Raw genomic sequence first — 18,878 nt, forward strand, 5'->3', positions numbered from 1 at the left:
GGATCAGTTGGCGGCGGCGAGCTGCTTCTCGACCTGTTCGGCGGGAATTGCGCCGGGGACTCGGCTGCCGTCGGTGAAGATCAGCGTGGGCGTGCCGGTGATGTTGTACTTGCGGCCGAACTCCACGTTGCGCTCCAGCGCCGTCACGTTGCAGCTGGTGGCTGCGGCGGCGGGCTTGACGTTGCCTTCCATCCAGTCGGCCCAGGCCTTGCCCGGGTCCTTGCTGCACCAGATGTCGCGCGACTTGGCGGTCGAATCGGGGCCGAGCACGGGGTACAGGAACATGTAGACGGTCACGTTGTCGACCTTCTTCATGTCCTTCTCGAAGCGCTTGCAGTAGCCGCAGTTCGGGTCTTCGAAGACCGCGACCTTGCGCTTGCCGTTGCCGCGCACGATCTTGATGGCGTCTTTCAGCGGCAGCTTGTCGAAGGCGACGGCGGTGAGCTTCTCGACGCGCTCTTCGGTGAGGTTGCGGCGGGTCTTGGCGTCGATCAGGCTGCCCTGCAGCAGGTAGCCGCCTTGCTCGTCGGTGTACAGGATCTGGCTGCCGTTGACGCGCACTTCGTACAGGCCCGGCACGGGCGTCTTGGTGACTTCCTCGATGGGCGGCAGCTGCGGGATGTGCGTCGGCAGGTTCTTGCGGATCTCGGCCTCGCCCGCGCCGGCGGTGGAGAGCGTGAGCAGCGCGCAGGCGGCAACGAGAAGGTGGCGGGCGAAGGTCATCGGGAAGGTTTCGGGAAAAAGGTGGAGGGCTGGTGGGCGCGGGGCGTCAGGCCTTCAGGCCCATGGCTTGTGCGGTGATCCAGTGCTTCACGAAGCGCGTGCGGTCGAAACCGCGCATGCCCCAGTTGCGCAACGCAGGAAGTGGACCCAGGTTGTGCGAGAAAAGTTGCTGCAATCCGTCGGTGGCCAGGCTCATCTGCAGCACGTCGGCGCGGCGGGCGCGTTCGTAGCGGCGCAGCAGCCGGGCGTCGCCCACGCTGCGCCAGTAGTCGCGGGTGCGGATCACGTCGGCCAGCGCGGCCGCATCGGCCAGGCCGAGGTTCAGGCCCTGGCCCGCCAGCGGATGCACCGTGTGCGCGGCGTCGCCCGCGAGCACCCAGGACTGGGTGGGCTGGCCCGGCATCGCGCCCGACCAGCGGTCGGCGATGGCGCGCGACAGCGGCCACACGGCGCGTTCGCTCGTGAGCCGCAGCGAGCCCAGCTCGCCGTGGCTGGCCTCGCTCACGGCGGCGCTGAATGCGTCGACGCCTTGCGCGACCAGCTCGGGCACGCGCAGCTGGTCGACCGACCACACCAGCGCCAGCGTCTTGCCGTGCACGCCGCCCAGCGGCAGCAGGGCGAACACCTCGCCGCGGTCGTTGAACCACTGGCGTGCGATGCCGTCGTGCGTGTGCGCGGCCTCGAACCGCGCGGCAATGGCGTGTTGTGGGTAGCGCGTGACCTCGTAGCTCACGCCCAGCGCCGCGCGCGAGGCGCTGGCCTTGCCTTCGCACACCACCGTGAGCGGCGCGGCCACGGGCTCGGTCACCACGTCGATCAGGGGCTGGAAGCGCACCGCGTCGGCCAGTTGCTGCTCGAGCGCGGGCACGTCGACGATCCAGGCCAGCGCCTCGACCTTCTGACGCGCGGCGCTGAACTGCACGCGGCCGCCGTCGTCGCCATGCACCTGCATCTCGTGCACCGGCGTGGCATGGGCCGTGTCGGGCCAGGCGCGCAGCGATTCGAGCAGGGTGCGGGACGCCGCGTTGAGCGCGTACGCCCGGATGTCTTCCTTGCCCGCAGGGGCCGGCGGCGCCACCAGCGCGACACGCACGCGTTCGCGCGCCAGCAGCAGCGCCAGCGTGCGGCCGACGATGCCGGCGCCGCGGATACAAACTTCGGGAGAAAGAGCCATCGGATGATTGTAGGAGTTGCCTCGCGCGCGGGCGCCGATACCCGTTCATGCGGGAGAATGGCCAGCGATTTCAAAGGAACCCCCCACCGTGTCGCAGCCGCCCGCTTTCGATCTCCAGGCCACCATCGCCCGCCTGTTTGTGTACCCCGTCAAGTCGTGCGCCGGCGTCGAGCTCGACGAGATGCTGCTCACCGAAACCGGCCTGGAATTCGACCGCGCCTGGATGGTGGTCGATGCGCAGGGCGAGTTCGTCACCCAGCGGCAGCTGCCGCGCATGGCGCTCATCCAGCCGCAGATGAAGCACACCGAGGTCGTGCTGCGCGCGCCCGGCATGCTGGCGCTGCACCTGGCCTTCGACCGCGTCGAGCAGCCGGTGCGCGTGCGCGTGTGGAAGGACGAAGTCGCTGCCTACGACATGGGCGACATCGCCGCCCAGTGGTTCAGCGATTTCCTCTCGGAGCCCGGCAAGCCGCAGACGCTGCGCCTGGTGCGCTTCGACCCCGAGCACCAGCGCCTGTCGAGCCTGAAGTGGACCGACGGCGTCGAGGCGCTGAACCAGTTCGCCGACGGCTTTCCGCTGCTGGTGGCCAGCGAAGGCTCGATCGCCGAACTCAACGAGCGCCTGGCAGCGGCGGGCCACGGCCCGGTCGGCATCGAGCGCTTCCGCCCGAACATCGTGCTGGCCGGCATCGAGTCGCACGACGAAGACCGGGTCGACGCGCTGCACGTCACCACCAGCGAAGGCGAGGCCGAGCTGCGCCCGGTCAAGCCCTGCACGCGCTGCCCCATTCCCGACATCGACCCGGCCACCGCCCTCAGCAGCCCCGAGGTCGGCGACATGCTGCGCACCTACCGCGCCGACGCGCGCGTGGACGGCGGCATCACCTTCGGGATGAACTGCATCGTGGTGCAGGGCGTGGAGCACATGCTCAAGGTGGGGCAGTCCGTCGGCGCGAACTACCGCTTCGAGTGAAGGGCATGCCGCACGCCTGAGTGGTGTGCTGTCAACTCGGGGTGCGTGCACAGGACACCGGGTACTCCCCTCCGCGAATGTCCCCCGGCCTGCGGCCTCCTCCTTGATTTCGCTGCGGGGAGCCCCCGATGCCCTGCGCACGAGGGCACGCTCTGCGTTTGCGGGCGATCAACGACTGCTGCGAACAACGCTCACGCTGATGGGGTGCCTTGCGCAGCGAAATCAAGGGGGAGGCAGACCGTGGGCAGTCGCTCAGAGCCTCAGAACTTCACGCCGGCGATCAGGATGATGTTCGCGTAGGGCGTGCATTCGCCCGTGCGCACGATGGCGCGGGCCTTCGCGCTGCGGTGCTTGAATTCTTCATGCGACACCGTCTGCGGCGCGATGCCCAGCGACTGCGGGTACCAACCCGGCAGCGCCTTCGCATCGCCTTGCAGCGCTTCGTCGGCCACCACGATGGCTTCGACCTGCATCTCGGACAGCACCGCCTTCAGCACATCGGTGATCCCCGGCACGCCGCGCGCCACGGCCAGGTCGATGCGGCGCGGGCCGTCGGGAATCGGCAGGCCGGCGTCGCCGATCACCAGCATGTCGCCGTGGCCCATCGAGGCGATCACGTGGGAGAGTTCGGCGTGCAGCAGGGGAGAGCGTTTCACAGCGTGATCCAGTCGGGAGGCAGGGGGCTGCGCAGCACGGCGTCGCGCAGCGGGATGGAGGGTTGGGCGCCGGGCTGCTGGATGCACAGCGCGGCGGCGCGGATGCCCAGGCGCACGGCCTCGTCGAAGGATTGGCCTTCGCCCAGCGCCACGGCGAGCGCGCCCAGGAAGGTGTCGCCGGCGGCGGTGGTGTCGACCGCCTGCACCTTCGGCGCGGGATGGTGGCGCGCGCCGTCGGCGTCGACCGCCACGGCGCCGCGCGAACCCAGCGTCACGACCACGCGGGCGATGCCGCGCGCGCGCAGCGCCTGACCGGCCTGCGCGGCTTCTTCGGGGCTGTCGGCGTTCTGGCCCGACAGGGTCTGCGCCTCGATCTCGTTGACCACCAGCGTGTCGATGCGGGGCCAGAGCGCCTCGGCGATGGCTTGCACCGGCGAGGGGTTGAGCATCACCGCGCAACCCGCGTCGTGCGCGGCGTTGATGGCGCGTGCCACCTGGTCCATCGGGGTCTCGAACTGCGCGACGAGGAAGGCCGCGCCCTGCACCTGCTGCGTCAGCGAGGTCTCGTCGATGGCGACGCGCGCGTTGGCGCCGGGAATCATCACGATGCGGTTCTGGCCGCTGTCTTCCACGAGGATCAGCGCCGTGCCGGTCGGCTCGCCCGCCACGGTGCGCAGCGCGGCGGTGTCGATGCCGTCGCGCGCGAGCGCATCGCGCAGGGCCGTGCCATGCGCGTCGTCGCCCACGCAGCCGATCATCTGCACCTGCGCGCCTTCGCGCGCGCAGCTCACGGCCTGGTTGGCGCCCTTGCCGCCGGGGATGGCGTCGATCGAGCGGCCCAGCAGGGTTTCGCCCGCGGCCGGCGCGTGCGGCACGCGCAGCACGATGTCCATGTTCAGGCTGCCGAGCACCACGATGCGCGGCGGCTTGGAGGAAGAAAGAGGCTGAAGGCTCACGAGCTGCGGGACTTGGAAGGTGTGGCGGTGGTGGGGGAAGGGGCAGGCGTCACGCCGGTTTCGCGAAAGCCCGCGTGGCGCGCGGTCGAGGCGCGCACGCGCAGCTCGGGCTGCAGCACGACCTTGCGTGCGTCACGGCGCTTGCCGCCCATGCGCTCCAGCAGCATGTCGACCGCCAGCGCGCCGATGCGCTCCTTGGGTTGTGCCACGGTGGTGAGCGGCGGGCTGGTGTAGGCCGACAGTTCGATGTCGTCGAAGCCCACGATGGAGAGTTCGTCGGGCACGCGCACGCCACTTTCATGCGCGGCGCGCAGCGCGCCGATGGCCATCAGGTCGTTGCACACGAACACGGCCGAGGGCTTCTGCTCGGTGCGCAGGATGGCGTGCATCGCCTCGTAGCCGCCCTGGCTGGTGAAGCCGCCGCGCCACAGCAGCGCATCGGCGTTCGGCGCCGAGCCGGTCTCCGCCAGCGCCATGCGCCAGCCTTCGATGCGCTGCTCGCTCGAGGTCACGCCCAGCGGACCGCCGATGCAGGCGATGCGCTTGTGGCCCAGCGACAGCAGGTGCCGCACCGCGAGCAGGCCGCCCTGCATGTGGGCGGTTTCCACCAGGTCGCAGGCCGGGTCGGCGATCTCGCGGTCGACCAGCACGGTGGGAATGCGCAGGCCGCGCAGCTGGGTGGCGAGCGAGTCGTCCTCGTCGGCGCCGGTCGACACCACGATGAGCCCGTCGATGCGGCGCTCGGCCAGCACCTGCAGGTACACGCTCTGGCGCCGGGGCTCGTCGTCGGTGTTGCACAGCACCAGCGTGTAGCCGGCGCCGAAGCAGCGGTCTTCCACGATGCGCACGATCTCGGCGAAGTAGGGGTTCGAGCTGTTGGGAATCAGCATGCCCAGCGTCGAGGTGGTGTTGCTCTTGAGGCTGCGCGCCATCGCGTTGGGCACGTAGCCCAGCTCGCGGATCGCCAGCTCGACGCGCTCGCGCACCTTGGCGCTCACGTGGCGCGTGTCGTTGACGACGTGCGACACGGTGGTGACGGAAACGCCCGCCTGGAGTGCGACGTCCTTGATGGTGGCCATGGTTGTCTTTGTTCCTGTGGAAGCTCAGGCCAGTCGACGATCGGCCCGGCGCTGGCGCAGGGTGTCGATGATGACGGCCACCACGATCACCGCGCCCGTGATGATGCGCTTGCTCGGTTCGCTCGCGCCCACCTGCGCCAGGCCGGCCTCGAGCACGGCGATGATCAGCACGCCGAAGAAGGTGTTGACCACCGAGCCGCGCCCGCCCATGAGGCTGGTGCCGCCGATGACCACGGCCGCGATCACCTGCAGCTCGATGCCCACGCCCGCGTTCGGGTCGGCCGCTTCGAGGCGGGCCGACTGCATCAGGCCCGCGAGCCCGGCCAAGAGGCCGGTCACGGCGAACACGATGATGCGGATCGGTCGCGGGTCGATGCCCGCCAGGCGCATGGCTTCCTCGTTGGTGCCGATGCCCACGACATGACGGCCGAACACGGAGCGCGTGAGCACCAGCTGCCCCACGGCCACCAGCACCACGGCGAGCACGAAGGCGGCCGAGATGCCGCCGATCCACGGCGCGGCCAGGCCCGAGATGGCATCGCCCACGTACTGCGTGCGCGAGTCGGTGACCAGGTAGGCGCCGCCGCGCACGGCCTCGAGCATGCCCAGCGAGACGATGAAGCTGGGCAGCCGCCACGCGACCGACACCGCGCCCGTCACCGTGCCGCAAATGAGGCCGGTGGCCAGGCCCAGCAGGGCGGCCAGCGGCACCGAGAGCTTCCATTCGAGGATGGCGGCGGCCGTGACGGCCGCGCTCAGCGCGAGCACCGAGCCCACCGACAGGTCGATGCCCGCGATGATCAGCACGAAGGTCATGCCCACCGCCATCACGGCCAGCGCCGGGATCTCGTTGGCGATGGAGATGAAGGTCTCGCGCGTGAGGAAGTATTCGCTCATCGAGCCGAAGAGCGCAATCATGCCCAGCAGCACGACCGTCAGGCCCAGGTAGGTGCCGAGCTGGCCCTTGAGTGCGGACGGCGGCTTGCCGGCGGCGGCGGAAGCAGGAGAAGAGGGAGAGGCTGCGTTCATGGTCGTCAGGCGTCGGCGGAAGTCGGGGCGGATGCGGAAGGGGCGGAATCCGCCGGGGAACCGGGCACGCGGCCCGTGGCGTCGCTGAAGGCGGCGGCGAGCAGCGACTGTTCGCTCCACTCGCCGCGCTCGAACACCGCGACCAGCCGGCCGGCGCTCATCACGCCGATGCGGTCGCACATGGCCATCAGCTCGCGCAGGTCGCTGGACACCATCAGGAGCGCCTTGCCGGCGTCGGTCATGCGGTCGAGTTCGGCGTACAGGTCGGCGCGCGCGCCCACGTCCACGCCGCGCGTGGGTTCGTCCAGCAGCAGCACCCTGCATTCGCGGTGCAGCCAGCGGGCGAACACCACCTTCTGCTGGTTGCCGCCGCTGAGCGTGGACACGGGTTGTTCGATGCTGCGCGAGCGGATGCGCAGCAGCTCGACCAGCCGGCGGGCAATCTGGCGCTCCTTGGCGCGGCGCAGCCAGCCGGCGTGCGAGATCGCGCCGAGGTCGCTCAGCGTGGCGTTGACGCGGATCGGCTGCGTGAGCAGCAGGCCCTGCGACTTGCGGTCTTCGGTCACGAGGCCGATGCCCGCGCGAATGGCTTGCATCGGCGAGCGCCAGCCCTTGCGCGCATGCCGCACGGGTTGTGCGGCGGGCGTGCCGTCGTGCAGCACGACCTCGCCGCGGTCGGCGCGGTCGGCGCCGAACAGCAGCCGCACGAGTTCGGTGCGGCCCGAGCCGACCAGCCCGGCCAGGCCCATGACTTCGCCCGCGCGCAGTTCGAGATCGACGTCGCGCACCACCTGCGCCCGGCCGATGCCGCGCGCGCTCAGCAGCACAGGGCCCGCCACGCGGCGCGCGCGGCCTTCGTGCTCGTGCACCGCGCGCCCGACCATGCGCTGCACCAGTTCGGATTCGCGCACGCCGGCCATGGCGCGCACGTCGACCAGCTTGCCGTCGCGCAGCACCGCCACGCGGTCGGCGATGCGCTGCAGCTCTTCGAGGCGGTGCGACACGTAGACGATCACCACGCCGCGAAGCTTCAGCAGCTCGATCTGCTCGAACAGGTGCGCGGTTTCGCGCGGCGTGAGCATGGCAGTGGGCTCGTCGAGCACCAGCACGCGCGTGTCGTCCTGCAGGTTGCGCGCAATCTCCACCATCTGCTGCTGGCCGATGCCCAGCCGCGCCACCGGCGTGGCCGGGTCGATGCCGTCCAGGCCGATCTTGGCGAGCTGGCGCTCGGCCAGCTCGTGCAGCGTGGCGCGGCGGATCCAGCCGCTCTTGTGCGGCAGGCGGTCGAGCAGCAGGTTTTCGGCCACCGACAGCGTGGTGACGAGGCCGAGTTCCTGCATGACCATGCGCACGCCCAGGCGCTCGGCATCGCGGCGCGAGGCCGGCGCGAAGGGCTGGCCATCGAGCAGCATGCCGCCGCGCGTGGGCTGCACCAGCCCGCAGACGATCTTCGACAGCGTGCTCTTGCCCGCGCCGTTTTCACCCGTGAGCGCGAGCACTTCGCCGGCGCGCAGCTCAAGCGAGACGCCGTCGAGCACCGGCGCCGCGTAGTCCTTGCCCACGGTGCTCAAAGAGAGCACCGCGGTGGGTAAGGGCGGGTGCAGGGCGGCGTCGGTGGCGGCAGTCAAAACGGAGTCTTCTTCTTGTTGAGGGGAGCGGAGGGCTTACTTGGACGACTTGGTGACCAGCACCACGTCGGTCTTCACTTCGGCCGGCATTTCCGATTGCTTCTTCTTGTCGGCGATGGCCTTCAGCGCGGTCTCGATGCCGAACACCGCCTGCTTGGCGGCGAACTGGTCGGCGGTGGCGAGCACGCGGCCGTCCTTCAGCATCGGCTTGATGGCGCCGATGTTGTCGTAGCCCACCACCAGCACCTTGCCGGTCTTGCCCGCGGCCTTGACGGCGGCCACGGCGCCCAGCGCCATGCTGTCGTTGCCGGCCAGCAGGGCCTTCAGGTCGGGGTGCTCGCGCATCATGCCGGCGGCCACGGTGTTGCCCTTGTCGATTTCCCACTGGCCCGACTGCACGCCGACCACGGTCATGCCGCCGGCCTTCATGGCGTCCTGGTAGCCCAGCGTGCGCTGCTGTGCATTGAAGGTGGTCGACACGCCTTCGATGATGCCGACCTTGTCGCCCGACTTCAGCTCCTTGGCCAGCGCATCGCCCACCAGCTTGGCGCCGGCGCGGTTGTCGGGGCCGACGAAGGGCACCTGGATGCCCTTTTCCTTCAGGGCGTCGGCGTCCAGCCGGTTGTCGATGTTCACGACCAGGATGCCCTTGTCGATGGCGGCCTTGATCACCGGCACCAGCGCCTTCGAATCGGCGGGCGCGATGACCAGCGCGTTGATCTTCTGCGCCACCATCTGCTCGACCATCTTGATCTGGGCGGCGGTGTCGGTCTCGTCCTTGATGCCGTTGGCCACCAGCGTGTACTGCGCGGCGTTGGCCTTCTGGTGCGCCTTGGCGCCGTCTTCCATGGTGCGGAAGAACTCGTTGGCCAGCGACTTCATGACCAGCGCGACCTTCGGCTTGTCCTGCGCGAAGGCGGGCGTTCCGGCGATGGCGCCCAGCAAGGTCAGTGCGGCAGCGCTTTGCAGGGTACGGCGGGTGAACTTCATGGTGGATGTCTCCTGAAATGAGGGGTCAGAGCGGAACGCCGGTCTGTGCCGGGGGGCTCCGATGTTAATCGAGGGAAACGTTTGCGCAAACGTTTGCCAGTCGGGTCAAACCCTGAGCCTTTCAGCCCTCGAAGCCTCTGCCAGAGGGCTTTCGTGCGGAGTCGAGCGCCTTGGAAAAGGACGCGCCGGCGTGGTGGGAAGGGCGCCCGACCCGGGGGAGAACCCGGTCAGCCTAAAATCGGGGGTTACCCAAGAGGACCTCCCATGAGTTTGCAATGCGGCATCGTCGGCCTGCCCAACGTCGGTAAATCCACCCTTTTCAATGCGTTGACCAAGGCCGGCATCGCAGCGGAAAACTATCCGTTCTGCACCATCGAGCCCAACGTGGGCGTGGTGGAAGTGCCCGATCCGCGGCTCGATCAGCTGAGCGAGATCGTCAAGCCCGAGCGCGTGGTGCCCGCCATCGTCGAGTTCGTCGACATCGCCGGCCTGGTGGCCGGTGCCAGCACCGGTGAAGGCCTGGGCAACAAGTTCCTGGCGCACATCCGCGAGACCGACGCCACCGTCAACGTGGTGCGCTGCTTCGACGACGAGAACGTGATCCACGTGGCAGGCAAGGTCGACCCGATCTCCGACATCGAGGTGATCCAGACCGAACTGTGCCTGGCAGACCTCGCCACGGTCGAGAAGGCGCTGCACCGCCACACCAAGGTCGCCCGCTCGGGCGACAAGGACGCGCAGAAGCTCGTCGGCCTGCTCGAACGCTGCCAGGCCGCGCTGAACGAGAACACGCCGGTGCGCGCGCTCGAGTTCACGAAGGAAGAGCTGCCGCTGGTGAAGAGCTTCACGCTCATCACCGCCAAGCCCGCCATGTTCGTGGGCAACGTGTCGGAAGACGGCTTCGAGAACAACCCCTACCTGGACCGCCTGCGCGAGTACGCCGCCAAGCAGGGCGCGCCCGTGGTCGCCATCTGCGCCAAGATCGAAGCCGACCTGGCCGAGATGGACGACGAAGACAAGAAGATGTTCCTCGCCGAAATCGGCCAGGAAGAGCCGGGCCTGAACCGCCTGATCCGCGCCGCCTTCAAGCTGCTGGGCCTGCAGACCTACTTCACCGCCGGCGTGAAGGAAGTGCGCGCCTGGACCATCCACATCGGCGACACCGGCCCGCAAGCTGCCGGCGTGATCCACGGCGACTTCGAGAAGGGCTACATCCGCGCCCAGACCATCGCGTTCGACGACTACATCGCCTTCAAGGGCGAGCAAGGTGCGAAGGACGCGGGGAAGATGCGTTCGGAAGGCAAGGAATACGTTGTCAAGGATGGCGACGTGATGAACTTCCTGTTCAGTTCGTAATTGAGCTCGCCCCCAGGCTGCGCGCACTTCGTGTCGCTACGCCAACCCCCTGCCGGGGGCAACACCTGAGGCCCGGCGAAGCCGGTTCCTCGGTGTTTCACGAAGGGGCTTCGCTGTCGCTTGCCTCGTCGATCAGTTGGTTTTCTGCTTGCCCCACACCACCGTGTCGTCCACCGCATAGGCCGCACACGTCACCTTGCGTTCGGTGCAGCCTTTCAGATGCTCGGTCAGCGCGGCCGAGCTGGTGGCGGTGCCGAACTTCTGATCGCCGGTGATCAGGAAGATCCGGGGCCGGGCCTGCAGCAGGAACTGGCGGTACGCATTGCGCACCGGGCTCGGGTCGGCGCCGATGGAGGGCAGGGCCTGCAGGTCCGCCAGCTCGGCGTGGCCGGAGGGCGCGGGTTCCCCGTTGGGACCGAACACCACGCCGGTGCTTTTCAGCAAATCGCGCCATGTCGCCAGCTCCGTGGTCACGCGCTGCGGCAGTTCCATCACCCATTGCGCCGGGTAGGCAAAGCCGAGGTTCGCGCCGCCGGGCGCCACGCTGTCGGTCACGCCGACCAGCCGGCCTTCGGTGTCGAACAATCCGCCGCCGCTGGAGCCTGAAGATACGGGCGCCGACGTTTGCACGATCGGCAGTTGCCCGGGCGCGCGCGGGCGCAGCGCCGAGATCAGGCCTTCGCTCAGCGTGCGTTCGAGGCCGTGCGGGCTGCCGACGGCGAACACGCGCTGGCCGACGCGCAACTCGGCGGCGGGCACGATCTGCACGGCGGGCAGCTGCAGCGGCGTTTCGCTCGTGAGCACGCACAGGTCGCGCGACGGATCGGGGTCGCGCACGATGCGGGCGATGCGCAGCGTGGTCGGGCCTTGCACCACGGTGACGGCGATGGCGCCGTCGACCACGTGGCAGGCCGTGGCCAGCGCGCCCGGGGTCACAGCCACCGCGCTGCCGATGGCGGTCTGGTTGTTGCCGCGCTCGCCCTTCACGGTCCAGACCGCGGGCGCGACCTTGCGGAACACCTCCTCGGGCGTGAGTGCCCAAGCCTGGCAGGCCGCAAGGCCGAGCCAGAGTCCGGTGATGAGCAGCGAGGTGCGGCGGTGCCGCGTGAAGTGAGGGGCCATCCGGGTCAGTGTAGGAAGCGGCCCTACGGTTTGCCGTAGGCGATGACGCTGTCGCAGCGGGCGCCTGAAGCCCGCGCGTGTTGTGGTTAGACTGCGCGCCCGCTGCATCCTCTGCCGGAAGGCCTTCATTCGCCATGCTCACTGTCCACCACCTGAACAACTCGCGCTCGCATCGTGTGCTCTGGCTGCTCGAAGAACTCGAGCTGCCCTACGAGATCGTCCATTACCAGCGCGACCCCAAGACCATGTTGGCGCCCGCTTCGCTGAAGGCCGTGCATCCGCTGGGCAAGTCGCCCGTGGTGACGACCGACGACGGCGCGACGCTGGCGGAATCGGGCGCGATCATCGAGTCGCTCATCGAACGCTACGGCCAGGGCCGGCTCGCGCCCGCGCCGGGTTCGCCCGAGGCTTTGCGCTACCGCTACTGGCTGCACTTCGCCGAAGGCACGGCGATGTCGCCGCTGCTGCTCAAGCTGGTGTTCGACCGCATCGAGACGAGCAAGATGCCCTTCTTCGCCAAGCCGATCGCCAAGGCCATCGCGGCGAAGGCGAAGTCGGCCTTCATTCATCCGAACATCACAGGCCATCTGAATTTCATGGAGGCCGAACTTGGCCGCAGCGAGTGGTTCGCGGGCAATGAATTCACGGGCGCCGACATCCAGATGAGTTTCGTGGTCGAAGCCTCGCAGGCGCGCGGCGGGCTCGATGCGCGGCGGCCCAAGCTCATGGCCTACCTGGAGCGCATCCATGCGCGCCCGGCCTACCAGCGCGCGCTGGAGCGCGGTGGCCCCTACGAGCTGCTGAGCTGAGTTTTTTCGACCGCGCGCTTCATGACGGAAAGACGTATAGAAGCGCGTAGGTCATCGTCACATAGCGCAGGAACTTGCCGATCGCCATGTAGCCCACGCAAGGCCAGAACGGCAGCTTGAGCCAGCCGGCGACCGCGCACAGCGGGTCGCCCACGATCGGCAGCCAGCTCAGCAGGCAGGCCTTCGGGCCCAGCCGCTCGAGCCAGCCGAGCACGCGCAGGTGGTGTTTCGAGTGCGAGTACTTGTCGGCCACCTTGTGCGCGCCGTAGCCCATCCACCAGTCGACCGCGCCGCCCAGCGTGTTGCCGATGGTGGCCACGGCAATGGCCTGCCAGAACATCTCGGGGTTGAGTTTCAGCAGGCCGAACAAGATCGGTTCGGAGCCCACCGGCAGCAGCGTGGCCGATACGAAGGCCGCGATGAACAGCGTCGAAAGTCCGTACTGGGGGAGCGCGAGGAGCGCCAGGAGTGCGTCGAGCCAGGCTTGCATAAGGTCGGCGAAGTATAGGCAGCGCTCACGTCGCAAGCGCGTGGGAGAAGGCCCCGCGAAATACTGGTGTTTACGCCTGTGTCGCAAGCGCAAAAAGGCGTAAATCGTTTCAGTCGCTGAAATGCCACGTGGCTACAATCGTGCCTCATTTTTCAGCAGCCGACCCGCACAGCACTCCTTCCCATGACCTTGCAGATCGGCACCCACACGCTGGAAAACCGGCTGTTCGTCGCGCCCATGGCCGGCGTGACGGACCGGCCCTTCCGCATGCTGTGCCGCGAACTCGGCGCGGGCTATGCGGTCAGCGAGATGGTCACCTCGCGCAAGGAACTCTGGAACACGCTGAAGACGTCGCGGCGCGCCAACCACGACGGCGAGCCGGGCCCCATTGCGGTGCAGATCGCCGGCACCGACGCGGCCATGATGGCCGAGGCCGCGGTCTACAACATCGAGCGCGGCGCGCAGATCATCGACATCAACATGGGCTGCCCAGCCAAGAAGGTCTGCAACAAGTGGGCCGGCTCGGCGCTGATGCGCGACGAGCCGCTGGCCCTGGAAATCGTGCAGGCCGTGGTCGACGCGGCGCAACCATTCAACGTGCCGGTCACGCTCAAGATGCGCACCGGCTGGAGCGAAGACCACCGCAACGCGGTGAAGCTCGCACGCGACTTCGAATCGGCCGGCGTGCAGATGCTCACCGTGCACGGGCGCACGCGCGAGCAGGGCTACAAGGGCCACGCCGAGTACGACACCATCGCCGCCGTGAAGGCCGCGGTGCGCGTGCCGGTGGTGGCCAACGGCGACATCCGCTCGCCCGAGAAGGCACGCGACGTGCTCGCGGCCACGGGCGCCGACGCCGTGATGATTGGCCGCGCCGCGCAGGGCCGGCCGTGGATCTTCCGGGAGATCGCGCATTTCCTGGACACCGGCACCCACCTGGCGCCGCCGCTGGTGGCGGAGGTGCGCCGGCTGCTGCTCGACCACCTGGTGGAGCACTACGCGCTGTACGGCGAGTTCAGCGGCGTGCGCACGGCGCGCAAGCACATCGGCTGGTATGTGCGTGCGCTGCCCGACGGCGAGGCGTTCCGCGCACGCATGAACGCCATCGAAGACTGCGCCGGCCAGCTGCGCGCGGTCGACGACTATTTCCAGGGGCTTGCGGACCGCATGGACCGCATGCCCGCCCCGACGGCAGACGAGGAGCCGGCGGGAGAAGAGGAGACGGCCTGCGCCGTCGATTGAGCGAAGACAAAAAGAGAAGAAGCAAGCAATGAGCAAGAAACACATCGAGGACTGCGTTCGCAGCAGTCTGGACAGCTACTTTCGCGATCTGCGGGGAACCGAACCCGACGGCATGTACGAGATGCTCGTGCGCGTGGTCGAGAAACCCCTGCTCGACGTCGTCATGACGCGCGCCGAAGGCAACCAGTCCCGGGCCGCCCAATGGCTGGGCCTGAACCGCAACACGCTCCGCAAGAAATTGGTCGAGCACAAACTTTTGAAATAACTCCACGGCATATCCCATGGCTCAGACCGCACTCCTTTCCGTTTCCGACAAGACCGGCATCCTTGAATTCGCGCAGGCCCTGCATGGCCTGGGCGTCAAGCTGCTGTCCACCGGCGGCACCGCCAAGCTGCTGGCCGATGCCGGCCTGCCGGTGACCGAGGTCGCCGACCACACCGGCTTTCCCGAAATGCTCGACGGTCGCGTGAAGACGCTGCACCCGAAGATCCACGGCGGCCTGCTGGCGCGCCGCGACCTGCCCGCGCACGTCGCCGCCATCAAAGAGCACGGCATCGACACCATCGACCTGCTGGTGGTCAACCTGTACCCGTTCGAAGCCACCGTGGCCAAGCCCGGCTGCACGCTCGAGGACGCCATCGAGAACATCGACATCGGCGGCCCGGCCATGGTGCGCAGCGCGGCCAAGAACTGGAAGGACGTGGGCGTGCTCACCGACGCCTCGCAGTACGCCGTGGCGCTGGCCGAACTCAAGGCCGACGGCAAGCTCAGCGACAAGACCAAGTTCGCGTTCTCGGTGGCCGCGTTCAACCGCATCGCCGACTACGACGGCGCGATCAGCGACTACCTCTCGGCCATCGACTTCGACGCCAGCATCGGCCAGCCCGCCCCCACGCGCTCGCTCTTCCCCGCGCAGAGCAACGGCCGCTTCGTGAAGGTGCAGGACCTGCGCTACGGCGAGAACCCGCACCAGCAGGCCGCGTTCTACCGCGACCTGTACCCGGCGCCCGGTTCGCTCGTGTCGGCCAAGCAATTGCAAGGCAAGGAGCTCAGCTACAACAACATCGCCGACGCCGATGCCGCGTGGGAATGCGTGAAGAGCTTCGACGTGCCGGCCTGCGTGATCGTGAAGCACGCCAACCCCTGCGGCGTGGCCGTGGGCACCGACGCGCTCGAGGCCTACAGCAAGGCCTTCAAGACCGACCCGACCTCGGCCTTCGGCGGCATCATCGCCTTCAACCGCCCGGTCGACCTGGCCACCGCGCAGGCCGTCAACAAGCAGTTCGTCGAAGTGCTGATGGCACCGGGCTACACGCCCGAGGCGCTGGAAGTGTTCCAGGCCACCAAGGCCAAGCTCAACGTGCGCGTGCTCGAGATCGCGCTGCCCAAGGGCGGCGCCACCGACTGGGACAACGGCCGCAATGCGATGGACGTCAAGCGCGTCGGCTCGGGCCTCCTGATCCAGACCGCCGACAACCACGAGCTGGCGCTGGCCGACCTCAAGGTGGTCAGCAAGAAGCAGCCCACGCCGCAGCAGCTGCAAGACCTGCTGTTCGCCTGGAAGGTTGCGAAGTACGTCAAGAGCAACGCGATCGTGTTCTGCGCCGACGGCATGACCATGGGCGTGGGCGCCGGTCAGATGAGCCGCCTCGACTCCGCGCGCATCGCCAGCATCAAGGCCGAGCACGCGGGCCTGTCGCTCAAGGACACGGCCGTGGCGAGCGACGCCTTCTTCCCGTTCCGCGACGGCCTCGATGTGGTGGTGGATGCGGGCGCGGGCTGCGTCATCCAGCCGGGCGGCTCGATGCGCGACCAGGAAGTGATCGACGCGGCCGACGAGCGCGGCGTGGTGATGGTGTTCTCGGGCGTGCGCCACTTCCGGCACTGAGTCTGCGGCCCTGCGGGGCCCGAACAAGGCCAGGGTCGCTCACGCGGCCCTGGCTTTTTTTGTTGTGGCCGCTACTCGTGCGTGCCGAAGCGGTACTTGAGCTGGAAGCTGATCGCGCCGTACAACCGGTTCCTGATCGTCGGCACGTAGGCGATGTTCAGGCCCCAGTTCTTGCCCTCGATGGCGGCCGTCGGAATGATGGCGGGGAACCAGTTGCCGTTGCGGTAGTCGGGGTAGCCGTCGAAGCCGCCCACCACCGCGCCGAACTTCACGCCGTAGAACTCGAAGGGCAGGATGTACAGGCCGACGTAGTGCGACTGGCGCCGGTTGCTGTTGTGGAAGGTGCCGGCCGTGACGCGGTAGGTGTCGTTCAGCGGGTACTCGAAGCCCAGGCCCGGGTTGGCGTTTTCCAGGCCCTTGCCGCTGTCGAAGTGGGCCGAGTAGAAGCCGGGGTTGACCCAGATGTTCTTCGGCTCGAAGGACTGCGCCAGCGCGAGGCCCGGCAAAAGAAGGGCACTCAGCAGCGGCAGCATGCGCAAGGGGGTCATGGGCGGGGCATCCTGAAATTGGTCTGTCTCGCGGCTTCGATGGTGGCTGCGATGACGGCTTCCCTTGGGTCTGCGCGCGGGGGCACGGCCCCGCGAACGCCGGCGCAATATACACGCGGCCATCGCGAAAACGATGACATCGCTCAGGCGGGCCGCGCCAGGTACTTGCGGAACAGCTCGGCCAGCCGCAGCGCCGCCAGCGACAGCGGCTTGCCGCGCGGCGAGACGATGCCAAGTTCCAGCGGCGGCACCGGCATCGCGAGCGGCACGCGCTCCACCAGGTCGGCATACGGCGGCATGGTGAGCATGCCGGCCGGCCCGACCATCAGCGCGTCGCTGCGGGTCAGCAGGCCCCAGCTCACGCCGAACGACGCCACCTCGATGCGGTGCTCCGGCAGCGGCAGGCCCTGCGCGGCGTACTGTTCGAGCAGGAAGGTGTGCTGGCTGCCCGGCGCCAGGTGCATCAGCCATTCGGCGCCCGCCACTTCTTCCCATCGGGTGGCGCGGTTCAGCGGATGGCCGCGCCGGCAGAGCACCGCCATCTCGATCATGTCGAGCCGTTCGAACGCGAAGTCGGCGTCGAGCGCCGCGGCCACCGGGCCGGCCACCGCGAAGTCGATCGTGCCTTCGCGCAGCAGCGGCAGCACCTGGGGAATCAGGCCATCGAAGAGCTTGAGCTGCGCATGCGGCATGGCCTTGCGAAAGGCGCGCACCACCTCGGGCAGCACGCCCAGGAACACCATCGGCGTCACCGCGACGGCCACGCGCCCGTGCTGGCTGCCCTGCAGGATGCGGATGTCCTGGCGCGCGAGTTCGAGCTGCTGGTGCGCCAGCCGCGCGCGCACGGTGAGCTGGCGGCCGCACTCGGTGAACTCGATGCCCCGCGAACTGCGCAGCACCAGTTGGGCGTCGACCTCGGCCTCGAGTTCGCGGATCGCCTTGGTCACGGCCGCCTGGCTCAGGTGCAGGCTGCGCGCGGCGGCGCGGATGCTGCCGGTGTCGGCCAGCCGCAGCCAGGCCTTGAGCTGGTGGTCCTTCATGCGGCGCATTCTGCCGCCCGGCGCCACCGGGTGATCCCCAGACAAACGCAGGTTGTCATCGCGACAAGCGATTGTCTTTTCCGGCGCGCGGCCGATTTCTAGACTTTGCGCACCGGTCGTCTCATGGTGAGCGGCGGGACTCTCACAGGAGATCGCTTCGTGCCTGCACTGTCATTCGCGTGGACCCGCCGCACCGTCCTGGCCGGACTGGCCGCCGTTGCCCTGGGCGCCTCGGCCCAGTTTCCCGAGCGCCCGTTGAAATTCATCGTGCCCTACGCCGCCGGGTCGGGCGTGGACGTGGCGGTGCGGCCGGTGGCCGACGCCATGGGGCGCGAGCTGGGCCAGGCCCTGGCGGTGGACAACCGCCCCAGCGCCGGCGGCATCGTCGGCACGCAGGCGCTGGCCACCTCCGCACCGGACGGCTACACGGTCGGCTACGGCAACCTCGTCACGCTGAGCATCAACCCCGCCTTCTTCTCGAAGCTGCCCTACGCGCCCGAGAAAGACCTGGTGCCGGTCGGCCTGATCTCGAGCAACGCCTACGTGCTGATCGTGCGCAAGGACCTGCCGGTGCGCAACCTGCAGGAGCTCATCGCCTACGGCCGCGAGCACCCCGGCAAGCTCTCGGCCGGCTCGCCCGGCATCGGCAGCGCGGGCCACCTGACCGGCGAGCTGCTCAAGGCCGAGACCGGGCTGACGATGGTGCAGGTGCCCTACAAGACCGGCACGCAGGCGGTCGGCGACATGGTCAACGGCCAGCTCGACGTGACCATCGAGAACATCTCGGCGGTGCTGCCGTTCATCCAGCAGGGCCGGGTCAAGGCGATCGCCGTGACCAGCGCGAAGCGCGCCGGCGTGCTGCCCGAGGTGGCGACGGTGGCCGAAAGCGGCGTGCCGGGCTTCGATGTGGTGGCCTGGGGCGCACTCATGGCGCCGGCAGGCACACCGCGCAAGACGGTCGACCGGCTCAACACCGCGCTGCGCGCCGCGCTGGCCGACCCGGCCGTGGTGCGCGCCAACGCCGCGCTGTCGATCGAGGCGCTGCCCTCGAGCCCCGAGGAACTCAGCGCGCTGATGAAGCGCGAGAAGCCGCGCTGGGCCGACGCGGTGCGGCGCGCGGGCGTCAAGGGCGACTGACGGACGGCCGATCGATCGATTTCATTTTTCTCAAGGA

Annotated in this window: 19 protein-coding genes; 7 read left to right on the forward strand and 12 right to left on the reverse strand. The window is 68.7% G+C overall.

Annotation, left to right across the window (positions count from 1 at the left end; translation table 11 throughout):
* Positions 1-3 precede the first annotated feature (3 nt).
* Both AC1RAD_RS24875 and AC1RAD_RS24880 read right to left on the reverse strand, forming a co-directional pair.
* Positions 4-723: a DsbC family protein gene (locus AC1RAD_RS24875; RefSeq protein WP_492737774.1), complete on the reverse strand. Its 720-nt coding sequence runs from the start codon at positions 721-723 to the stop codon at positions 4-6.
* Between the two features lie 46 nt (positions 724-769).
* Positions 770-1,897, reverse strand: a complete 1,128-nt coding sequence (locus tag AC1RAD_RS24880) for an FAD-dependent monooxygenase (protein WP_492737776.1) — start codon at positions 1,895-1,897, stop codon at positions 770-772.
* Between the two features lie 88 nt (positions 1,898-1,985).
* Between AC1RAD_RS24880 and AC1RAD_RS24885 the strand changes: the two genes are divergently transcribed.
* Positions 1,986-2,870 (forward strand): MOSC domain-containing protein, encoded by an 885-nt coding sequence (locus AC1RAD_RS24885; RefSeq protein ID WP_492737778.1) that lies wholly within the window; start codon positions 1,986-1,988, stop codon positions 2,868-2,870.
* A gap of 260 nt (positions 2,871-3,130) precedes the next feature.
* On the opposite strand, the gene rbsD is transcribed toward AC1RAD_RS24885, so the two are convergent.
* The 6 genes from rbsD to AC1RAD_RS24915 are packed head-to-tail and all read right to left on the reverse strand — an operon-like array spanning position 3,131 to position 9,208.
* The gene (gene rbsD / locus AC1RAD_RS24890) at positions 3,131-3,526 is read right to left on the reverse strand and encodes a D-ribose pyranase (RefSeq protein WP_492737780.1); all 396 of its coding nucleotides are present in this window, start codon (positions 3,524-3,526) and stop codon (positions 3,131-3,133) included.
* Positions 3,523-4,482 (reverse strand): ribokinase, encoded by a 960-nt coding sequence (gene rbsK, locus AC1RAD_RS24895; protein ID WP_492737782.1) that lies wholly within the window; start codon positions 4,480-4,482, stop codon positions 3,523-3,525. The genes rbsD and rbsK overlap by 4 nt, the downstream gene beginning before the upstream one ends.
* Positions 4,479-5,561, reverse strand: coding sequence for a LacI family DNA-binding transcriptional regulator (locus AC1RAD_RS24900; RefSeq protein WP_492737784.1), 1,083 nt, complete (start codon positions 5,559-5,561; stop codon positions 4,479-4,481). The genes rbsK and AC1RAD_RS24900 overlap by 4 nt, the downstream gene beginning before the upstream one ends.
* 24 nt (positions 5,562-5,585) lie before the next feature.
* Positions 5,586-6,590 (reverse strand): ABC transporter permease, encoded by a 1,005-nt coding sequence (locus AC1RAD_RS24905; protein ID WP_062482008.1) that lies wholly within the window; start codon positions 6,588-6,590, stop codon positions 5,586-5,588.
* Between the two features lie 5 nt (positions 6,591-6,595).
* Complete coding sequence (locus tag AC1RAD_RS24910; RefSeq protein ID WP_492737786.1) at positions 6,596-8,218, reverse strand: sugar ABC transporter ATP-binding protein; 1,623 nt, start codon at positions 8,216-8,218, stop codon at positions 6,596-6,598.
* Positions 8,219-8,254: 36 nt separating this feature from the next.
* Positions 8,255-9,208, reverse strand: coding sequence for a sugar ABC transporter substrate-binding protein (locus tag AC1RAD_RS24915; protein ID WP_062479141.1), 954 nt, complete (start codon positions 9,206-9,208; stop codon positions 8,255-8,257).
* A 264-nt stretch (positions 9,209-9,472) separates the two neighbouring features.
* On the opposite strand from AC1RAD_RS24915, the gene ychF reads away from it, so the two are divergent.
* Entirely contained in the window at positions 9,473-10,564 is a 1,092-nt protein-coding gene (ychF, locus tag AC1RAD_RS24920; protein WP_062479140.1) for a redox-regulated ATPase YchF, read from the forward strand.
* A 132-nt stretch (positions 10,565-10,696) separates the two neighbouring features.
* Here the strand turns inward: ychF and AC1RAD_RS24925 are convergent, their stop codons facing one another.
* Positions 10,697-11,686 carry a trypsin-like peptidase domain-containing protein gene (locus AC1RAD_RS24925; RefSeq protein ID WP_492737788.1) on the reverse strand — a complete coding sequence of 330 codons (990 nt, stop codon included), beginning with the start codon at positions 11,684-11,686 and terminating at the stop codon, positions 10,697-10,699.
* Positions 11,687-11,820: 134 nt separating this feature from the next.
* Here AC1RAD_RS24925 and AC1RAD_RS24930 point away from each other — a divergent pair, with 134 nt between their 5' ends.
* Complete coding sequence (locus AC1RAD_RS24930) at positions 11,821-12,495, forward strand: glutathione S-transferase (RefSeq protein WP_492737790.1); 675 nt, start codon at positions 11,821-11,823, stop codon at positions 12,493-12,495.
* A gap of 19 nt (positions 12,496-12,514) precedes the next feature.
* Here the strand turns inward: AC1RAD_RS24930 and AC1RAD_RS24935 are convergent, their stop codons facing one another.
* Positions 12,515-12,985 carry a YqaA family protein gene (locus AC1RAD_RS24935; RefSeq protein ID WP_056577751.1) on the reverse strand — a complete coding sequence of 157 codons (471 nt, stop codon included), beginning with the start codon at positions 12,983-12,985 and terminating at the stop codon, positions 12,515-12,517.
* Positions 12,986-13,168: 183 nt separating this feature from the next.
* Here AC1RAD_RS24935 and dusB point away from each other — a divergent pair, with 183 nt between their 5' ends.
* The 3 genes from dusB to purH are packed head-to-tail and all read left to right on the forward strand — an operon-like array spanning position 13,169 to position 16,116.
* On the forward strand, positions 13,169-14,227 hold the full coding sequence (dusB, locus tag AC1RAD_RS24940) for a tRNA dihydrouridine synthase DusB (protein ID WP_070062764.1): 1,059 nt from the start codon (positions 13,169-13,171) through the stop codon (positions 14,225-14,227).
* 28 nt (positions 14,228-14,255) lie between these two features.
* Positions 14,256-14,492 carry a Fis family transcriptional regulator gene (locus AC1RAD_RS24945; protein ID WP_056577757.1) on the forward strand — a complete coding sequence of 79 codons (237 nt, stop codon included), beginning with the start codon at positions 14,256-14,258 and terminating at the stop codon, positions 14,490-14,492.
* A gap of 16 nt (positions 14,493-14,508) precedes the next feature.
* A complete protein-coding gene (gene purH, locus AC1RAD_RS24950) occupies positions 14,509-16,116 on the forward strand; it encodes a bifunctional phosphoribosylaminoimidazolecarboxamide formyltransferase/IMP cyclohydrolase (protein ID WP_492737792.1) in 1,608 nt (535 codons plus the stop codon).
* 71 nt (positions 16,117-16,187) lie between these two features.
* Here the strand turns inward: purH and AC1RAD_RS24955 are convergent, their stop codons facing one another.
* Together AC1RAD_RS24955 and AC1RAD_RS24960 are read right to left on the reverse strand one after the other, a co-directional pair.
* On the reverse strand, positions 16,188-16,664 hold the full coding sequence (locus AC1RAD_RS24955) for a hypothetical protein (protein ID WP_062479124.1): 477 nt from the start codon (positions 16,662-16,664) through the stop codon (positions 16,188-16,190).
* Positions 16,665-16,807: 143 nt separating this feature from the next.
* On the reverse strand, positions 16,808-17,704 hold the full coding sequence (locus AC1RAD_RS24960; RefSeq protein ID WP_062479122.1) for a LysR substrate-binding domain-containing protein: 897 nt from the start codon (positions 17,702-17,704) through the stop codon (positions 16,808-16,810).
* Between the two features lie 159 nt (positions 17,705-17,863).
* Here AC1RAD_RS24960 and AC1RAD_RS24965 point away from each other — a divergent pair, with 159 nt between their 5' ends.
* On the forward strand, positions 17,864-18,841 hold the full coding sequence (locus AC1RAD_RS24965; protein WP_492737794.1) for a Bug family tripartite tricarboxylate transporter substrate binding protein: 978 nt from the start codon (positions 17,864-17,866) through the stop codon (positions 18,839-18,841).
* Positions 18,842-18,878: the final 37 nt, after the last annotated feature.

Source organism: Variovorax sp. GW823-FHT04B03 (genome assembly GCF_058796495.1).

Bases quoted from the DNA above. Each gene is read 5' to 3' on its own strand.
- AC1RAD_RS24875 (WP_492737774.1), bottom strand. From the start codon at position 723: ATGACCTTCGCCCGCCACCTTCTCGTTGCCGCCTGCGCGCTGCTCACG.
- AC1RAD_RS24880 (WP_492737776.1), bottom strand. From the start codon at position 1,897: ATGGCTCTTTCTCCCGAAGTTTGTATCCGCGGCGCCGGCATCGTCGGC.
- AC1RAD_RS24900 (WP_492737784.1), bottom strand. From the start codon at position 5,561: ATGGCCACCATCAAGGACGTCGCACTCCAGGCGGGCGTTTCCGTCACC.
- AC1RAD_RS24905 (WP_062482008.1), bottom strand. From the start codon at position 6,590: ATGAACGCAGCCTCTCCCTCTTCTCCTGCTTCCGCCGCCGCCGGCAAG.
- AC1RAD_RS24915 (WP_062479141.1), bottom strand. From the start codon at position 9,208: ATGAAGTTCACCCGCCGTACCCTGCAAAGCGCTGCCGCACTGACCTTG.
- ychF (WP_062479140.1), top strand. From the start codon at position 9,473: ATGAGTTTGCAATGCGGCATCGTCGGCCTGCCCAACGTCGGTAAATCC.
- AC1RAD_RS24925 (WP_492737788.1), bottom strand. From the start codon at position 11,686: ATGGCCCCTCACTTCACGCGGCACCGCCGCACCTCGCTGCTCATCACC.
- AC1RAD_RS24930 (WP_492737790.1), top strand. From the start codon at position 11,821: ATGCTCACTGTCCACCACCTGAACAACTCGCGCTCGCATCGTGTGCTC.
- AC1RAD_RS24935 (WP_056577751.1), bottom strand. From the start codon at position 12,985: ATGCAAGCCTGGCTCGACGCACTCCTGGCGCTCCTCGCGCTCCCCCAG.
- dusB (WP_070062764.1), top strand. From the start codon at position 13,169: ATGACCTTGCAGATCGGCACCCACACGCTGGAAAACCGGCTGTTCGTC.
- AC1RAD_RS24945 (WP_056577757.1), top strand. From the start codon at position 14,256: ATGAGCAAGAAACACATCGAGGACTGCGTTCGCAGCAGTCTGGACAGC.
- purH (WP_492737792.1), top strand. From the start codon at position 14,509: ATGGCTCAGACCGCACTCCTTTCCGTTTCCGACAAGACCGGCATCCTT.
- AC1RAD_RS24955 (WP_062479124.1), bottom strand. From the start codon at position 16,664: ATGACCCCCTTGCGCATGCTGCCGCTGCTGAGTGCCCTTCTTTTGCCG.
- AC1RAD_RS24960 (WP_062479122.1), bottom strand. From the start codon at position 17,704: ATGAAGGACCACCAGCTCAAGGCCTGGCTGCGGCTGGCCGACACCGGC.